Here is a 15,488-nt window from a genome sequence, read left to right on the forward strand (position 1 = left end):
GATCATGTGGCGTGATCTGCAGCCAGCGCGTCGCGCGGGCCGTGCCCTGGACGAAGTCGGCCACCGCGTCCCGATGGCCGGCGATGTAGTCGTTGCGGAAGACGTATGTGCCGTAGTCGAATTCGCCGAACAGGCCCTTGTCGGTGTAGAGCGCGTGGATGCCGCCGTGAGCCAGCGCGATGTCCTGCAGCGGGCCGCCCAGTGCCGCCGCGTCGATCTGGCCCTTTCGCAGCGCGTCCTCGGTATTGACCGGCGGCAGCACCACGAGCTGCACCTGTCTGATCTCGTCGTCGGTGAGCCCTTGATCGTGCAGCCATTGCCGGGTGATGAATTCGTGGTGGGCGCCGAGGGTGTTGACGCCGACCTTCTTCCCGATCAGGTCCTTGGCCGTCTTGATGCTCGAATCGTCACGGACGTAGTAGCCGGTGAAACTCTGCCGGTCGGCGCCGTAGGAGCTGAGCACCGAGGTCACCGGTGCGCCGCCGGCGATGAGCTTGACGACCGCGCCGTTGAACGCGCTGCCGAATTCGATCTGCTTGGTGGTGGCGGCCTGGATATTGGCCGGACCGCTGGTGGTGTCGCCCTCCCACTTCAGCTCGATGGTGGAGAAGTAGCCGAGGTCGGCGGCCAGTTCGTAGGGCGTGACCGTGCCGGCCTGACCCTGGTAGCGGAGGATGGTCCTACCGTCGGCGGTGGTTCCGGCGCCGGAACTCGAGCAGCCGGCGGCGAGCGCGGCCAGCACGGGCAGGGCGAGGGCGGCGGCGAACACGCGCACGACCCGGGGTCGTCTGAACGACAACATGATCGGTTCTTTCACTGAATGCGTCTGCGGTCCCGCGCACATCCGGGTGCGGTGACCGGTAGATCGGCGAAACGAATTGCCTGGCAACGGCTTTCGGCGACGACGATGGCGCCCGGGTTCAGGCGCGACAGATCCCGTGCGGGACGCGCATGAGATCGACCGTGCGCCGTCGCGTCAGCACGCCGCGTGCCCGTCCGCCGGGTCCGGCTGTCGGCGGCGCATTCGCCTGCTCGACAACGCGTGCGCCCGAACGCGATTCATCGGTGGCGGCCATCCATCCTCCTGCCGGACCCAAAGTGATATAGGCACTGTGGTCCGACAAAGGACGTGGGGCAATGATTGTGCGCAGCGCGAGCCGATCATCCCGCTTCGCCGCCCGCCGGGAATTCCGGCGGGCGTGACGACGATCAGTCTTTCAGTTCGCGGGACAACCCCGCGGTGATCGCGGCGAGGACCCGCCCCGCGATCGCGAGGTCGGCCGCCGGAACCACACCGTAGACGCGGCCGAGGACGGTGCTCGTGCGGGAGCGGAGGTCCGCGACGAGGCGGCCGCCCGCCTCGGTGACCACGAGTTCACCGCCCGGCGCCGCGAGCAGCAGACCACGGTCGGTGAGCCGCGTCGCGGCGGTCGCGACGACGGTGGGTGCCCAGGTCGTCTTCGCGGCGAGAGTGGCGATATGCCGCTCCCGATCGACGGTGCCGCCGGCGGCGGCGGCCTGGCTGAGCGTGATCCACTGCGCCTCGTCGATGCCGGTACCGGCGAGGATGCGGTGCAAAAGCGCGTTGTGGTGCTTTTCGGCCTGGCCGATGATCGACGGATCGAGCGTGATGGCGGGGGACATGACGAACTCCTGACTGCTGGACTGTGGCCACAATTCTGGCACTCAGTGCCATACGAGCGCAAGTGTCGTTCGTGTTCCAGTTTCTTACGTGCCTCGGGATCGGTTCGGATAGCATCTCGGCATGCCCGATCCCGCATCCGACCGCACACTCCCGCTGCGAGAGCGCAAACGACTGCGTACTCGGCGCGTACTGGCCGACACCGCCCTGCGGCTGTTCACCGAGCGCGGATTCGACGCGACGACACTCGACGAACTCGTCGACGAGGCCGAGGTATCTCGCAGCACCTTCTTTCGCACCTATCCGGCCAAGGAAGCGGTCGCGATCGAGGCGGAGGCGCAATTGTGGTCCGCATATCTCGCGGCGCTGACGGATCGACCGCTGACCGGAGTCGTGCTGGACGCGATACGGGAGACGCTGACCGCGGCCGTCGCCGATCTGGAGCCGGAATGGGATCACCGGTATGTCGCCACTCGCCGGCTCATCCGCACCACCCCGGCACTGCTCGCCTACGTCGAGTACCACCGCCACGGGGTGGAGGCGGACGCGGTCACGATCCTCGCCGATCGCCTGGGACTGCCCGCGGACGATCTGCGACTGCAGGTCCTGGCCGAACTGGTGACCTCGGCGTGGAGTGTGGCCGGACGGGAATGGGTCCGGGCCGACGGCCGGGGCGGCCGCGCCGCGCTGACGGAGAGAGTGCGGGAGGCCTTCGCGGCGGTGCCGGCGAGTTTGGAGCTGCGGACCCGCTGAGGCCGCGCGGCCTCAGCGCGGTGCCGGTTCCTCGGCCGCCTCGGTGGCCAGCGCCGCGAATTGGTCCGCGCCCCACCGTGCGTCGACTACCAGGCCGATCACGCCGATGGTGATGCAGACGCCCGACAGCACCAGCAGACAGGGGTTCGTCCGCCCGGTCAACGCGTCTCCGAGGACGACGACGCCGATGGTGCCGGGGATGATGCCCACGAAGGTGGCCAGCAGGTACGGCATCATCCGCACCGAGGACAGTCCGGCGCAGTAGTTGATCACCGAGAACGGCACCGGTGCGATCAGCCGCAGCGAGCCGACGGCGAGCCAGCCGCGCCGGGCCAGTCGCCGATCCACCGCCTGTACCGCGGGATGAGTCAACCGCGCGGCGACCTGCTCCCGATCCAGGGCTCGCACGAGCAGCAGCGCCAGCACCGCGCTGACCGTCGTCGCGGCGACCGCGAGGGTGATGCCGAGAATCGGCCCGAACAACAGGCCGGCGCTGAGCGTGAAGACGGTGCGCGGAAACGGCGCCACCGTCACGAGCGCATGGACGAGGAAGAACAGCAGCGGAAACATCGGGCCGACCGAATCGGCCCACTCCCGGATCTGCTGTGGGGCCGGATGCGGTGCCAGTACGGCGACCGCGACCAGCGCGGCCGCGAGGATGGCCAGCATCACGACCCGTCGATTGCGCAGTAGTCGCAAGGCCACATTCGTCGTCCTCGGCACCGCGACAGGTTACCGGTCGGTATGGCCAGGCTGTGCGAAGAGTATGCGAACACCGGGCTAGCATCGAATGAAGGTTGATGAATGATCGTTAACCGAACTGGTCGTCGACCTGCCGATTTCGCATGCCCGTCGCACTGTGAATGGGTCACACAGGCGGTTGCGAAGGCGCTGCGAAGAGTTGGGTCCCAGCGTAGGTATCCGGTACGAGTGAAGTATCGGAGTCGAGTGGAAGAGGTACAGCAGCGATGCCGATTGGTTCAGATCCGGGTGCGGACACCGTGCCCGGATACGCCGCATGGCGCAAGGGTGTGGCCGGAGTGCTGGCCAAGTCCCGCAAGGTCGAGGCATCCGAACTCGGTGACGAGCCGGAGCGCCTGCTCGATGTCACCAATTACGACGGAGTGACCGTCGCGCCGCTGTACACCCGTCGCGACGAACTGCCCGAACAGCCTCTGCCCGGACGGTTCCCGTTCGTGCGCGGCAACGAGGCCACCCGCGACGTGCATCGGGGCTGGCATGTCAGCGCCCGCTTCGCCGGAACGGATCCGGCCGCCGTCAACCAGGAGATCCTCGCCGCTCTGGAGAACGGCGTCAGCTCCGTGTGGCTCGGGGTCGGCGAGAACGGCGTCCCGGTGGCCGGGCTGGCGGACACGCTGCGCGGACTGCTGTTCGAACTGGCTCCCCTGAGCCTGCGGGCGGGCGCGGACACCCCCGCCGCCGCCGCGCAGGTGCTGACCCTGCTGGACGGCTACGAGGTGGCCGACCGCTCCGATATCCACGTCTTCCTCGGCGCGGCGCCGCTGACCAGCCGCTTCGCCGGAGTGGCCGACACCGACCTCGACGCCGCGGTCGAGCTGGCGCGCACCGCCGCCGGCCGCACCGAGACCGTCCGGGCGATCACGGTGTCCGGCACCGTCTTCCACAACGCGGGTGCGTCCGATGCTCAGGAGATCGGCGCGGCCGTGGCCGCGGGCCTCGACTACCTGCGCGCACTCACCGACGCCGGCCTCGATGTCGCCGATGCGCTGGACCAGGTGAGTTTCCAGCTGGCGGCGACCGACGATCAGTTCGAGACGATCGCGAAATTCCGCGCCGCCCGCCGGCTGTGGGCCCGGGTGGCGCACGAGGCCGGCGCGCCGGACTTCGGCAACGCGCCGCAGCACGCCGTCACCTCGGAAGCGATGCTGAGCCAGCGTGATCCGTGGGTCAACATGCTGCGCACCACCCTGGCCGCTTTCGGCGCCGGTGTGGGCGGCGCGGACCTGGTCACCGTGCTGCCCTTCGACGCGGCCCTCCCGGCCGGGGAACTCGGTGTGTCGCAAGCATTCTCGGAACGCATGGCACGCAACACGCAGCTGCTGCTGCTCGAGGAGTCGCATCTCGGACATGTGCAGGACCCGGGCGCGGGTTCCTGGCACGTGGAAAGCCTCACCGCGGAGGTGGCCGGTGCGGCGTGGGCGTTCATGCAGGAGCTCGAGCGCGCCGGCGGATACCGCGCCGCGCTGGAGTCCGGCCTGCTGGCCGAGCGCATCGCCGACACCCGGACCCGCCGCGAATCCGATATCGCCCACCGCCGCACCGCGGTCACCGGCGTCAACGAATTCCCGAACCTCGCCGAGGAGCCGCTGTCGGAGGCCGCGCGCGACACGAACGGGGTGGCCCGCTACGGCGCGGCCTTCGAGGCGCTGCGCAACCGTTCGGACGCCTACCTGGCCGCCCACGGCCGCCGGCCCCGGGCGCTGCTGGTACCGCTGGGCCCGGTCGCCGAGCACAACGTGCGCGTGACCTTCACCGCGAACGTACTGGCCTCCGGGGGCATCGAAACGGTGAACCCGGGAGCGCTGGAGACGTCCGGGATCGGCTCTGCCGCAACCGAATCCGGAGCGACCATGGCGGTGCTGTGCGGCAGCGACGCCCGCTACGGCACCGAGGCCGCGCCCGCCGTGCAGCAGCTGCGCGACGCCGGCGTGACGACGGTCCTGCTGGCCGGGCCCGAGAAGGCGGTGGCCGAGGTGAGCGGCACACAGCGGCCGGACGGATTCCTCACGGCCCGCATGGACGCAGTGGCGACCCTGTCCGGCCTGCTGGAGAAGCTGGGAGCGTAATGACTACTCGAGATGTGAACCACGTGATCGGCAGCTTCGCCGAGGTACCGCTGGGTGAACCGGCGGTCGGGCGGACCGGTGGCGGCGACGTCGAGGCGTTCGTCGCCGAATCGGCGGCCGCCAACGGCTACGCGCCCGAACAACTGGTCTGGGCCACCCCCGAAGGTATCGACGTCGCGCCGGTGTACACCAAGGCCGACCGCGATGCCGTTGTGGCCGAAGGCTATCCGCTCGACAGCGTGCCCGGTGTGGCGCCGTTCGTGCGCGGCCCGTACCCGACCATGTACGTGAATCAGCCGTGGACCATCCGCCAGTACGCGGGATTCTCCACCGCCGCCGATTCCAACGCCTTCTACCGGCGCAACCTGGCCGCGGGCCAGAAGGGCCTGTCGGTCGCCTTCGACCTGGCGACCCACCGCGGCTACGACTCCGATCACCCGCGCGTCACCGGTGACGTCGGTATGGCCGGCGTCGCCATCGACTCGATCCTGGATATGCGGGAACTGTTCGACCAGATCCCGCTGGATCAGGTGTCGGTGTCTATGACCATGAACGGCGCGGTGCTGCCGATCCTGGCGCTCTACGTCGTCGCCGCCGAGGAACAGGGCGTCAAGCCCGAACAGCTGGCCGGAACCATTCAGAACGACATTCTGAAGGAGTTCATGGTCCGCAACACCTACATCTATCCGCCCAAGCCCTCGATGCGGATCATCTCCGACATCTTCGCCTACACCTCGGCGAAGATGCCGAAGTTCAACTCGATCTCCATCTCCGGCTACCACATCCAGGAAGCCGGAGCCACCGCCGACCTGGAGCTGGCCTACACCCTGGCCGACGGTGTCGAATACATTCGCGCCGGCCTGGACGCGGGCATGGAGATCGATCAGTTCGCGCCGCGGCTGTCGTTCTTCTGGGCCATCGGCATGAACTTCTTCATGGAGGTCGCCAAGCTGCGCGCGGGCCGCCTGCTGTGGAGCGAGCTGGTGTCGAAGTTCGAGCCCAAGAGCCAGAAGTCGCTCTCGCTGCGCACCCACTCGCAGACCTCGGGCTGGTCGCTGACCGCGCAGGACGTGTTCAACAACGTCGCGCGCACCTGTGTCGAGGCGATGGCCGCGACCCAGGGCCACACGCAGTCGCTGCACACCAACGCCCTCGACGAGGCGCTGGCGCTGCCCACCGACTTCTCCGCGCGCATCGCCCGCAACACCCAGCTGCTGCTGCAGCAGGAGTCGGGGACCACCCGGCCGATCGACCCGTGGGGCGGCTCCTACTACGTGGAGTGGCTGACCCACCAGCTCGCCGAGCGGGCCCGGGCCCACATCGCCGAGGTCGAGGCGCACGGGGGTATGGCGCAGGCGATTTCGGAGGGCATCCCGAAGCTGCGCATCGAGGAGGCCGCGGCCCGCACCCAGGCGCGCATCGACACCGGCGCGCAGCCGGTGATCGGCGTCAACAAGTACCAGGTGACCGAGGACCAGGAGATCGAGGTCCTCAAGGTCGAGAACTCGCGCGTGCGCGCGGAGCAGAACGAGAAGCTGCGCCGCCTGCGCGCCGAACGCGACAGCGCCGAGGTCGAGCGGGCGCTGGCCGAATTGACAAGGGCCGCAGCGTCTTCCGAGGGCGGGATGGCCAACAACCTGCTCGCGCTGGCCATCGACGCGGCCCGCGCCAAGGCCACGGTCGGCGAGATCTCCGACGCGCTGGAGAAGGTGTACGGTCGCCATCAGGCCGAGATCCGCACACTGTCGGGCGTCTACCGAGAGGAGGCCGGCAAGGTGACCAACATCAGCAGGGCCATCGAGCTGGTCGAGGAATTCGCCGAGGCCGAGGGCCGCCGCCCCCGCATCCTCGTCGCCAAGATGGGCCAGGACGGCCACGACCGCGGCCAGAAGGTGATCGCGACCGCCTTCGCCGACCTCGGCATGGACGTCGATGTGGGCCCGCTGTTCCAGACTCCGGAAGAGGTGGCCCAGCAGGCGGCCGACAACGACGTGCACATCGTCGGTGTCTCCTCGCTGGCGGCCGGTCACCTCACGCTGGTGCCCGCCCTGCGGCAGGCACTGGCCGATGTCGGGCGCCCCGACATCATGGTCATCGTCGGCGGCGTCATTCCGCCCGGTGACTTCGACGAGCTGTATGCCGCCGGCGCCGCGGCGATCTTCCCGCCGGGCACCGTGATCGCCGATGCCGCGATCGGTCTGCTGCAGAAGCTGGCGGCCGAACTCGGCCACGAGATCGGCGGACAAGCCGAGGCGGAATGAGCGACGCCGACCGGACCCCGGGGGGCGCATCGCCCGCCGGGGCTGAGGTGCCCACCAAGGCGGAGTTGCCCGGAAGCCAGGCTCTGTCCACCGCCCGCGGCCTGCCTCCCGCGCTGCGCGTGGACGGACCGCAGTCGCCGGGCGGCGGCCAACGCCGGACCATCGATGTGGCGGAGCTGGCGGGTGCGATCCGCGACAATCAGCGCGCCGCGCTCGCCCGCGCGATCACGCTGGTCGAATCCACCCGCGCCGATCACCGCGAGGCGGCACAGCGGCTGCTGCTCGAGCTGACGGCCGAAGCCGGCGCCGCCGCGTCCAATCGCGTCGGTATCACCGGCGTTCCGGGCGTGGGCAAGTCGACGTTCATCGACGCGCTCGGGATGTATCTGATCGGCCAGGGGCATCGGGTCGCGGTGCTGGCGGTGGATCCGTCCTCGACTCGCACCGGCGGATCGATTCTCGGCGACAAAACCCGCATGGCGCGTTTGTCGGTGGAACGTGACGCGTTCATCCGCCCGTCGCCGACCGCGGGCACGCTGGGCGGTGTCGCCAAGGCGACCCGCGAGACCATTGTGCTGCTCGAGGCCGCCGGTTACGACGTGATCCTGGTGGAGACGGTGGGCGTCGGCCAGTCCGAGGTGACCGTCGCGAATATGGTCGACGTGTTCTGCTTCCTCACGCTGGCCCGCACCGGAGATCAGTTGCAGGGCATCAAGAAGGGTGTGCTGGAGCTGGCCGATCTGGTCGCGGTCAACAAAGCCGACGGCCGCCACGAGGTGGAGGCGCGGGCCGCCGCACGCGAATTGCAGGGTGCGATGCGACTCATCCATCCGCGCGAATCCCTCTGGCGCCCACCGGTTCTCACCATGAGCGGGCTCAACGGCACCGGTCTGGACACCTTCTGGGATACGGTCCTCGAACACCGGCGCGTTCTCACCGAGGCGGGCGAGTTCGCCGAGAAGCGCCGCCGTCAGCAGGTCGACTGGACCTGGACGATGGTGCACGACCAGTTGCTGCGCCGGCTGGCCGACAGTCCCGGCGTGAAAGCGATTCGCGCACAGGTGGAAAAGCAGATCCGCGACGGATCGCTGACCCCGGCCCTCGCAGCCGAGGAACTGCTGCGCGCCTTCGACGAGAAGTAGCAGGGCTGTCCGGGCGACGAGAATTCGCGCCCGGACACCTCATCGCATCCGGAACAGCCGCGCCGCATTGTCGTAGCAGACCGCGCGCACCCAGTCCGCGCCCAAGTCGAGTCGTTCGAGCGCTTCCAGCGCGTGGGCGTAGGAGTACGGGATGTTCGGGAAGTCACTGCCGAACAGGATGCGCTCGCCCAGCTCGGACAGGCGCGAATATTCGTTGCGCGGGAACGGGTTTCGCTCTTCGATGAAATCGGTGAACGACATCGTGGTGTCGAGGTGCACGTTGTCGTAGCGCTCGGCGAGGTCGAGGAACTGCGAGTATTCCGGCACGCCCATATGAGCGATGATCAGCGTCAGCCGCGGAAACCGCTGCAGCAGTGCCGCTATCGGTTCCGGACCGGTGAATTCACCCGGCGCCGGCCCCGAGCCACAGTGGATCAGCACCGGAATCCCGGCCTCGGACAGCAGCCCCCACACTTCGGTCAGCAGCGGGTCGCCCGGATGATAATCGCCGACCTGGATATGCGCTTTGAAGATGCGCGCTCCGGATTCGACCGCCGCGCTCACATAACTTCCAGCGCCGTGCTCGGGGTAGAAGGTCGCGGTGTGCAAGCAGTCCGGGGTGCGCGCGGCGAAGTCGGCCGCCCATTCGTTCAGCCACGCCGCCATATCGGGTTTGTGCGGATACACCAGGGAGGTGAACGCCCGCACTCCGAAGCCGCGCAGCGTATCCAGGCGCTGCTGCTCGTCGTCGCGATAGGTGATCGGCCACGGCCGTCCGATCAGCGGGCCCGCGGAATCGAAATACGCCCACACCTTGTGCAGCACCCGATCGGGCATGAAGTGGGTGTGCACATCGATGATTCCGGGCAGCTCCATCCGGCTCCGGAATTGCGCGACCGCCGCCTGGTCACTCTCGTCGACCGTCACCGAACCTCCTGTGCCACCGGCGGATACAGCGCCGCCGCGAAATCACCGATCCGCTCGATCATGCGGTCGAAGAAGGCCGCCGGGTCGGTGCCGACCGCGATATCGGCATTGGGTGCGCGACCCCACATGCCGGCCCAATCGGCGACCGTGGTGCCGCGGGTGATCGTCCCGGCCAGCTCGACGTCCACCGTTGCCGGGCGCAGCACCGCCAGGGTCGGTTCGAGCGCTACCGCCGCGGCGAACGGATCGTGCATATGTGCCAAATACCCCTGGTTGTAATGCTGGTGGAACTCGAAGTAGAACCGCACCGCGTCGATCAGGAACCGCACAATCGGATTGGCCGCCTCGGACCGGAGGCCGGACGGATCCCCGGGAGCCGGCATCGCGGCGCCGCCGCAGTGCGCTCGCTCGGCGATCCGCCGCAGATGGTCCGGGAACATCTCGATCGATTCGGTGATGTCGAGCGCGCAGACGATCGGCCGATGATCCTGCGGGGCGGCGGAGAACGCGTCGAAGACCACTTTGGCGGCCTCGGGGTCGACATGCACGTTCCACTCGTTGGTCGGGGTGGTGTTACCCGGATGCCGGAACGCGCCGCCCATGATCACCAGTCGCCGAAGCAGTTGCGGCAGCCGGGGTTCCAGTTCCAGCGCCAGGGCCAGGTTGGTCAAGGGCCCGGTGCACAGGCCCAGTACCGCACCCGGACGTGCCCGCACCGTGTCGACCCACAACTGCGCCGCCGAACGATCCGAGAGCGGGCGCGGCGAGGGCGGCAGTTCGGCATAGCCGATCCCGTGCGGACCGTGGGTGTCCTCGGTGGTCCGCAGCGGGATCGCCAGCGGCTGCGCCGCGCCGAGTGCCACCTCGATGGCCGGCGCCCGGCACAGATCCAGCAGGGCCAGATTGTTCGCCGCGACCTGCGCGGTGGGGACATTACCTCCGGTCGAGGCTATTCCGGCGATCTCCAGCTGCGGATCCGCCAGCAGATACAGCAGTGCCAACGCATCGTCGATTCCGGTGTCTACGTCCACCATGATCGTCTGCCGCACGGTGCGAGACTAGCGGCCCGCCGCCGGGCCGCCCCGTCCGGCCTGTCGGCGGGCGAAACGATGCGGACGAGGGTAGTTTCGACATGTCAATTCTCGTGTTGTGGACCGTGCGCGTTCCTCGCAGCGGCCTGGGGGTGTTTCGCCGGTGAGATTCGCGGACCGTTTCAACGAGGTCGTCTCGCAGTGGGAGCAGGCGCACGGTATCCGGATGACCAATCGCGCCTTGGCTTTTCGCGTGACCCAGGCCGGGCATCCCGTCTCGGCGACCTATCTGTCCCAGCTGCGGTCGGGCAATCGCGACAATCCGTCCCGAGCTCTGGTCGAAACCGTGGCCAGGGTGCTGGCGGTGGAATTGACGCGATTCAACGACGGCGGATCGGGTGATCCGGTGCCCGGTGACGACGTGGTGTCGGCGGCGGTGGACGATCCGGCGCTGCGGCGTCTGCTGAGCACAGCGGCCGGACTGTCCGGCTCCTCGATCGAATTGCTGTCGGATCTGGCCGCCAAGCTGCGGCTCGCGGAGGGGTTGGCGCCGGGCACGACGGCCCAGCTGTGACCGTGCCTACCGACCGGTCGTGGCGGCGGAAGTCTCGTACGTGGGCAGTTCGTAGTCGTCGGTCTTGCCGAAGAACAGCTTCATCATGACCGGCCGCATCGGCTTCGACATCATGATCCGGTTGGCGGTTCGCCGCATGGATGTGCCGAATGCGCTGGGGGACAGCATCATATCGATTCCGCCGCCGGGGAGTTCCTTGGCCTTGTCGAGAAACGGGGTGACCTTCTCCTCGTAGCGGCGCAGCGCCGCCGCGACATCGGCCGGATCGGCCGCCAGCTCACCCGCGAGGATGTATGCGCCGACGAGCGCCATCGCCGTGCCCATCCCGGTCATCGGTGAGCCGCAGTAGCCGGCGTCGCCGACCAACGTCACGCGCCCGGCCGCCAGGGTGGGCATATCGATGCGCGCGAGTTCGTCGAAGTAGAAGTCGTCGGCCTCGGTCATGGCCGCCAGAATGGTCGGCGCGTGCCAGTGCGGCTGCGAACCGACCTTCTCGCAGATCAGCCGTTGCTGTGCGGCGGTATCGCGGCGCAGCGCCGGATCGGGGTCGCCGAGCAGAGTGAGAATCGCCTTGGCGGTCGCGGGATCGCGGTCGGGCCGCAAGCCGACCGCGGCGGAAGGAACCAGCTGCATGGCGAACCAGCCGGGCGTGATCCCCGCCGGGGTCGGCATCGTGAAGAACGAGGCGTAGCCGCCGAGGAAGGTGCTGAACTGCTCCTCCGGACCGAAGGCCAGCCGGCGGGTCGCCGAATGCACGCCGTCGGCGCCGACGACGAGGTCGAAGTGGCCGCTGCGTCCCGAGGCGAACTCGACCGTCACGCCGGTGTCGTCCTGGGTCAGCGATTCGATCCACTCGCCGTAGCGGTAATCCAGCTCACCGCCGGCCGCGGCGACGGCGTCGAGCAGTACCTGATTGAGGTCACCGCGGGTGATCTCGATGTCGGCCACCGGGCCCTTGCCCTCGAAATATTCCATCGCCATGTTCGCGTAGGTGCGGCCCTTGTGGTCGATGTAGGAAATGCCGAGTTCTTCGAGCTGGTATTCGGCGATGCCCGGCATCAGGCCCATGCGCTCGGCCACCTCGCGACTGGGTCCGCGCAGATCGACAGCCTGTCCGCCCGGCCGGGGAGCGGTGGCGCGCTCGATGACGGTGACCGCGATACCGGCTCGAAGCAATTGCAGCGCAACGGCATTGCCGGCGATGCCGCCGCCGGAGACGAGGATGTGCAGGGGGCGGGAGATGGTGTTCATGGGGGTGATTCCTATCGGTTGGTCCGAACGTCTTAGACAAATGTGCCATATGGTTGGCACGCTTGTCTAGTACAAATGTCTAAGACGTTGTAACCTGGGCTTATGGGTAATCGAGAGGATCTGTTGGCAGGGGCGAGGAAGGCGATTCTGGAGCGAGGTCTCGCCAAGGTGACCGCGCGCGACATCGCCGGCGCGGCCGGGGTCAGCCTGGCGGCCATCGGCTACCACTTCGGTACCAAGGATCGGTTGGTCGCCGAGGCCATCGCCGAGGCGACCGGTGACGAGATCGGCCGCGGTATGGAGGCGGCCATCCGGGACGCGGGGGAGGGGCGGACCCTGGCGCAGTCGCTGGAGGCCACGTGGAACGGCATGCTGGACGTCATCCAGAACCATCCGGACGAGCTGATTCTCAGCTTCGAGAACGGGGTGCGAGTGGCCCGGTCGCCGGAATCCCAGGAGTACTTCTCGGGTGCGACCGAGGAGGTCTATGCCGCACTCGTCGAGCCCCTGCGCGAAGTTCATCCGGAGCTGTCGGCCGGCGATGCCCGCGCCGTCGCCAAGCTCTATTTCGCGCTGTTCCAAGGTATGGCGCTGCAGTGGCTGATCGCGCCCGCGGGTGATCAGCTGACCGGCGACGACGTCGTCCGTGCGGTGCGAGCGATGAGCCGGGGATAGCTCGCGCGGGTGCGCTATTCGGCGACTGCGTGGTGAGAGCGGTACCGTCGCCGCCTACCGAGCCGGACGAAGCCGATCCACGACACCGCCACCAGCACGACGACCAGTATGCGTACGAGATCCAGAGCGCTGCGGGGGTAGAGCACCCCGGTGATGTAGTAGTCGATGAAGCCGGTCGACGGTAGGCCGGCTTCGCCGCCGCGTTCCCGGGCCCACGTCTCCAGGTAGGTCAGGGGGCAGTCGACCCCGATGAGTACCGTGCTGAAACCCCAGGCCACCGCGGCGATATGGGTCCAGATCGTCCAGCGCCACCGCCACGCGACGAATCCGCCGACGACGAGGTAGGCGATGAACAGAAAATGCACACCCGCGGTGGCATCTGCCAGCAGCCGGTACATCACGTAATCCAGATTAGGGCGCTTGTCGCCGGCGTGCGCGGGGATTCGGGCGTCGGCGCCTGCCGGGTGAACGACCGTGTCTCCCACGGCCTTCCGGCCGCGGTCGGCGACTCGGAGCGTTAAAGGATAGCGGTACGCACATATGCGCATTAAACGATTAATCGCCCGGCATGGCTCTCGGCCGACACATGGGGGAGCGGTCCATCTCGGACAAGGCCAACGACATGGGAAAAAGCGCCGTGGCCTTCCGCCGGGGAGTACGGGCCGGCCGGCTGGGAGGGGAAGCGCCTGCAGTGCGTTCACCACGAGGTGATTCGAGTCGTGTCGGAGCTGCAGGAATGTCCTCAGGCACCTGGAAGCCGCATTCAATATTGATACGTCGATATGCGCATCTAAACATATGTAGCCCTGACGCGTGCCACTCGAACACACCACAAACTCACCCCTACAGAGCAGCCACGACAGGGCCGGGTGGTCACCAGTTGGACGGTTCGTAGTCCTTGAGGAAGCAGCCGAAGAGGTCGTCGCCGTCTTCCCCGCGCACGATCGGGTCGTAGACGCGGGCGGCGCCGTCCACGAGGTCGAGGGGAGCGTGGAAGCCCTCCTCGGCGAGGCGGAGCTTGGTGTAGTGCGGGCGCTCGTCGGTGATCCAGCCGGTGTCGACGGCGGTCATGAGGATGCGGTCGGTTTCGAACATCTCGCGGGCGCTGGTGCGGGTGAGCATGTTGAGCGCGGCCTTGGCCATATTGGTGTGCGGGTGGCCGGGGCCCTTGTAGCCGCGGCTGAACACACCTTCCATGGCCGAGACGTTGACGATGTACTTGCGGCGGGCCGGTGATGCGGCGAGGGCGGGCCGCAGCCGGGAGATCAGCAGGAACGGTGCGGTCGAGTTGCACAGCTGCACTTCGAGCAGTTCGGTGGCGTCGACCTCGGCGACGGTCTGCACCCAGCTGTTGGAGTGGGCCAGATCGGGTACCAAGCCACCGGCGTCGATCGCCACACCGCGCGAAATGCGTTCGGGCGTGGCCGATCCCGCGACCAGTGCGAGATCGGTGACCTCGGCGGCGGACAGGGTGGTCGGTGCCGGCACGGAGTGCAGGGACGCGGTGAGTGCGTTCGGATGGGCCTGGGTGGTGTGGCCGAAGGTGATGGTGTCGGGCAGTTCGCCGGCGGGGAGCGGGGCGGATTCGGCCTCGACCAGTGCGGCGTAGGCGCCGGCCGAGCGCCGGACGGTCTGGGCGGCGTTGTTGATGATGATGTCCAGCGGCCCCTGCGCGGCGACATCGTCGGCCAAGGCGACGACCTGGGCCGGATCGCGCAGATCGATGCCGACGATCCGCAGCCGGTGCAGCCATTCGGCGCTGTCGGGCTGGGCGGTGAAGCGGCGGATCGCGTCGTTGGGGAAGCGGGTGGTGACCGTGGTGTGGGCGCCGTCGCGCAGCAGTCGCAGGGCGATGTACATGCCGATCTTGGCGCGGCCGCCGGTGAGCAGCGCGCGGCGGCCGGACAGGTCGGTGCGGGCATCGCGTTTGGCATGGTTGCGGGCGGCGCAGTCCGGGCAGAGCTGGTGGTAGAACCGGTCGACGCGGGTGTAGCGCTGTTTGCAGATGTAGCAGGGCCGCGGGCGCAGCAGGGTGCCGGCGGCGTCGCCGTCGACGGACGTGGAGAGCGGGATGCCGGCGGTCTCGTCGTCGATGCGGTTCGGGGAGCCGGTCGCGGTGGCGGCGACCACCGCCCGGTCGGCGGCGGCGACGGCGTCGCGGGCCTGAGTGCGGCGGCGCCGCTTCAGTCTCTTGAACATGTGCCCGACCGCACGCTGCACCGCGATGGAATCGGGGTTGTCGTCGTCGAGCAGTGCGGCCTGGTCGAGGACGCGCAGGCAGATCGCGAGGTCCTCGGGATCGATGGTGTCCGGCAGGGGAGTGGTGGGCGCGTTCGTCGTGGTGTGCTCAGCCATCGTGCTGCCGGATGATCCTTCGTGTGCGGGAATGTGCGACGCCTATTGT

Annotated in this window: 15 protein-coding genes; 6 read left to right on the forward strand and 9 right to left on the reverse strand. The window is 68.3% G+C overall.

Features of this window, described 5'->3' with window-relative positions; translation table 11 throughout:
* From A5780_RS26605 to A5780_RS26610, 3 genes are all read right to left on the reverse strand, one after another.
* On the reverse strand, window positions 1-802 hold an 802-nt coding region (locus tag A5780_RS26605; RefSeq protein WP_064910068.1), incomplete at its 3' end, for an ABC transporter substrate-binding protein.
* Window positions 803-920: 118 nt separating this feature from the next.
* Window positions 921-1,076: a hypothetical protein gene (locus A5780_RS40325; protein WP_156769679.1), complete on the reverse strand. Its 156-nt coding sequence runs from the start codon at window positions 1,074-1,076 to the stop codon at window positions 921-923.
* A 133-nt stretch (window positions 1,077-1,209) separates the two neighbouring features.
* Window positions 1,210-1,644: a hypothetical protein gene (locus A5780_RS26610; protein ID WP_064909994.1), complete on the reverse strand. Its 435-nt coding sequence runs from the start codon at window positions 1,642-1,644 to the stop codon at window positions 1,210-1,212.
* Window positions 1,645-1,765: 121 nt separating this feature from the next.
* On the opposite strand from A5780_RS26610, the gene A5780_RS26615 reads away from it, so the two are divergent.
* Window positions 1,766-2,395: a TetR family transcriptional regulator gene (locus A5780_RS26615; RefSeq protein ID WP_063015060.1), complete on the forward strand. Its 630-nt coding sequence runs from the start codon at window positions 1,766-1,768 to the stop codon at window positions 2,393-2,395.
* A 12-nt stretch (window positions 2,396-2,407) separates the two neighbouring features.
* Here the strand turns inward: A5780_RS26615 and A5780_RS26620 are convergent, their stop codons facing one another.
* On the reverse strand, window positions 2,408-3,064 hold the full coding sequence (locus tag A5780_RS26620) for a TVP38/TMEM64 family protein (protein WP_064910070.1): 657 nt from the start codon (window positions 3,062-3,064) through the stop codon (window positions 2,408-2,410).
* A 299-nt stretch (window positions 3,065-3,363) separates the two neighbouring features.
* Here A5780_RS26620 and A5780_RS26625 point away from each other — a divergent pair, with 299 nt between their 5' ends.
* The 3 genes from A5780_RS26625 to meaB are packed head-to-tail and all read left to right on the forward strand — an operon-like array spanning window position 3,364 to window position 8,626.
* Window positions 3,364-5,223, forward strand: coding sequence for a methylmalonyl-CoA mutase family protein (locus A5780_RS26625; protein ID WP_082976746.1), 1,860 nt, complete (start codon window positions 3,364-3,366; stop codon window positions 5,221-5,223).
* Complete coding sequence (gene scpA, locus A5780_RS26630) at window positions 5,223-7,484, forward strand: methylmalonyl-CoA mutase (protein WP_063015064.1); 2,262 nt, start codon at window positions 5,223-5,225, stop codon at window positions 7,482-7,484. Before A5780_RS26625 ends, scpA begins: the two co-directional genes overlap by 1 nt.
* The gene (gene meaB, locus A5780_RS26635) at window positions 7,481-8,626 is read left to right on the forward strand and encodes a methylmalonyl Co-A mutase-associated GTPase MeaB (protein WP_082976747.1); all 1,146 of its coding nucleotides are present in this window, start codon (window positions 7,481-7,483) and stop codon (window positions 8,624-8,626) included. The genes scpA and meaB overlap by 4 nt, the downstream gene beginning before the upstream one ends.
* Before the next feature lie 39 nt (window positions 8,627-8,665).
* Here the strand turns inward: meaB and A5780_RS26640 are convergent, their stop codons facing one another.
* Window positions 8,666-9,502 carry an amidohydrolase family protein gene (locus tag A5780_RS26640; RefSeq protein WP_064910074.1) on the reverse strand — a complete coding sequence of 279 codons (837 nt, stop codon included), beginning with the start codon at window positions 9,500-9,502 and terminating at the stop codon, window positions 8,666-8,668.
* Window positions 9,503-9,549: 47 nt separating this feature from the next.
* On the reverse strand, window positions 9,550-10,587 hold the full coding sequence (locus tag A5780_RS26645) for a nucleoside hydrolase (RefSeq protein ID WP_063015123.1): 1,038 nt from the start codon (window positions 10,585-10,587) through the stop codon (window positions 9,550-9,552).
* A 160-nt stretch (window positions 10,588-10,747) separates the two neighbouring features.
* Here A5780_RS26645 and A5780_RS26650 point away from each other — a divergent pair, with 160 nt between their 5' ends.
* Window positions 10,748-11,158: a hypothetical protein gene (locus tag A5780_RS26650; RefSeq protein ID WP_064909996.1), complete on the forward strand. Its 411-nt coding sequence runs from the start codon at window positions 10,748-10,750 to the stop codon at window positions 11,156-11,158.
* A 6-nt stretch (window positions 11,159-11,164) separates the two neighbouring features.
* Here A5780_RS26650 and A5780_RS26655 read toward each other — a convergent pair whose 3' ends face one another.
* A complete protein-coding gene (locus tag A5780_RS26655) occupies window positions 11,165-12,409 on the reverse strand; it encodes an FAD-dependent monooxygenase (protein ID WP_064909998.1) in 1,245 nt (414 codons plus the stop codon).
* Window positions 12,410-12,511: 102 nt separating this feature from the next.
* On the opposite strand from A5780_RS26655, the gene A5780_RS26660 reads away from it, so the two are divergent.
* Window positions 12,512-13,084 carry a TetR/AcrR family transcriptional regulator gene (locus A5780_RS26660; protein WP_064904713.1) on the forward strand — a complete coding sequence of 191 codons (573 nt, stop codon included), beginning with the start codon at window positions 12,512-12,514 and terminating at the stop codon, window positions 13,082-13,084.
* Window positions 13,085-13,098: 14 nt separating this feature from the next.
* Here A5780_RS26660 and A5780_RS26665 read toward each other — a convergent pair whose 3' ends face one another.
* Together A5780_RS26665 and A5780_RS26670 are read right to left on the reverse strand one after the other, a co-directional pair.
* Window positions 13,099-13,482 (reverse strand): DUF2784 domain-containing protein, encoded by a 384-nt coding sequence (locus tag A5780_RS26665; protein WP_228793512.1) that lies wholly within the window; start codon window positions 13,480-13,482, stop codon window positions 13,099-13,101.
* Between the two features lie 475 nt (window positions 13,483-13,957).
* Window positions 13,958-15,439 carry an SDR family NAD(P)-dependent oxidoreductase gene (locus A5780_RS26670; RefSeq protein WP_064910000.1) on the reverse strand — a complete coding sequence of 494 codons (1,482 nt, stop codon included), beginning with the start codon at window positions 15,437-15,439 and terminating at the stop codon, window positions 13,958-13,960.
* Window positions 15,440-15,488 lie beyond the last annotated feature (49 nt).

This window comes from Nocardia sp. 852002-20019_SCH5090214, assembly GCF_001665865.1.
GTDB lineage: Bacteria > Actinomycetota > Actinomycetes > Mycobacteriales > Mycobacteriaceae > Nocardia > Nocardia nova.

Excerpts from the sequence above, each read along its gene's own strand:
- A5780_RS26620 (WP_064910070.1), bottom strand. The coding sequence starts at position 3,064 with ATGCTGGCCATCCTCGCGGCCGCGCTGGTCGCGGTCGCCGTACTGGCA.
- A5780_RS26670 (WP_064910000.1), bottom strand. The coding sequence starts at position 15,439 with ATGGCTGAGCACACCACGACGAACGCGCCCACCACTCCCCTGCCGGAC.
- A5780_RS26625 (WP_082976746.1), top strand. The coding sequence starts at position 3,364 with ATGCCGATTGGTTCAGATCCGGGTGCGGACACCGTGCCCGGATACGCC.
- scpA (WP_063015064.1), top strand. The coding sequence starts at position 5,223 with ATGACTACTCGAGATGTGAACCACGTGATCGGCAGCTTCGCCGAGGTA.
- A5780_RS26640 (WP_064910074.1), bottom strand. The coding sequence starts at position 9,502 with ATGGAGCTGCCCGGAATCATCGATGTGCACACCCACTTCATGCCCGAT.
- meaB (WP_082976747.1), top strand. The coding sequence starts at position 7,481 with ATGAGCGACGCCGACCGGACCCCGGGGGGCGCATCGCCCGCCGGGGCT.
- A5780_RS26615 (WP_063015060.1), top strand. The coding sequence starts at position 1,766 with ATGCCCGATCCCGCATCCGACCGCACACTCCCGCTGCGAGAGCGCAAA.
- A5780_RS40325 (WP_156769679.1), bottom strand. The coding sequence starts at position 1,076 with ATGGCCGCCACCGATGAATCGCGTTCGGGCGCACGCGTTGTCGAGCAG.
- A5780_RS26665 (WP_228793512.1), bottom strand. The coding sequence starts at position 13,482 with ATGTACCGGCTGCTGGCAGATGCCACCGCGGGTGTGCATTTTCTGTTC.
- A5780_RS26660 (WP_064904713.1), top strand. The coding sequence starts at position 12,512 with ATGGGTAATCGAGAGGATCTGTTGGCAGGGGCGAGGAAGGCGATTCTG.
- A5780_RS26655 (WP_064909998.1), bottom strand. The coding sequence starts at position 12,409 with ATGAACACCATCTCCCGCCCCCTGCACATCCTCGTCTCCGGCGGCGGC.
- A5780_RS26645 (WP_063015123.1), bottom strand. The coding sequence starts at position 10,587 with ATGGTGGACGTAGACACCGGAATCGACGATGCGTTGGCACTGCTGTAT.
- A5780_RS26610 (WP_064909994.1), bottom strand. The coding sequence starts at position 1,644 with ATGTCCCCCGCCATCACGCTCGATCCGTCGATCATCGGCCAGGCCGAA.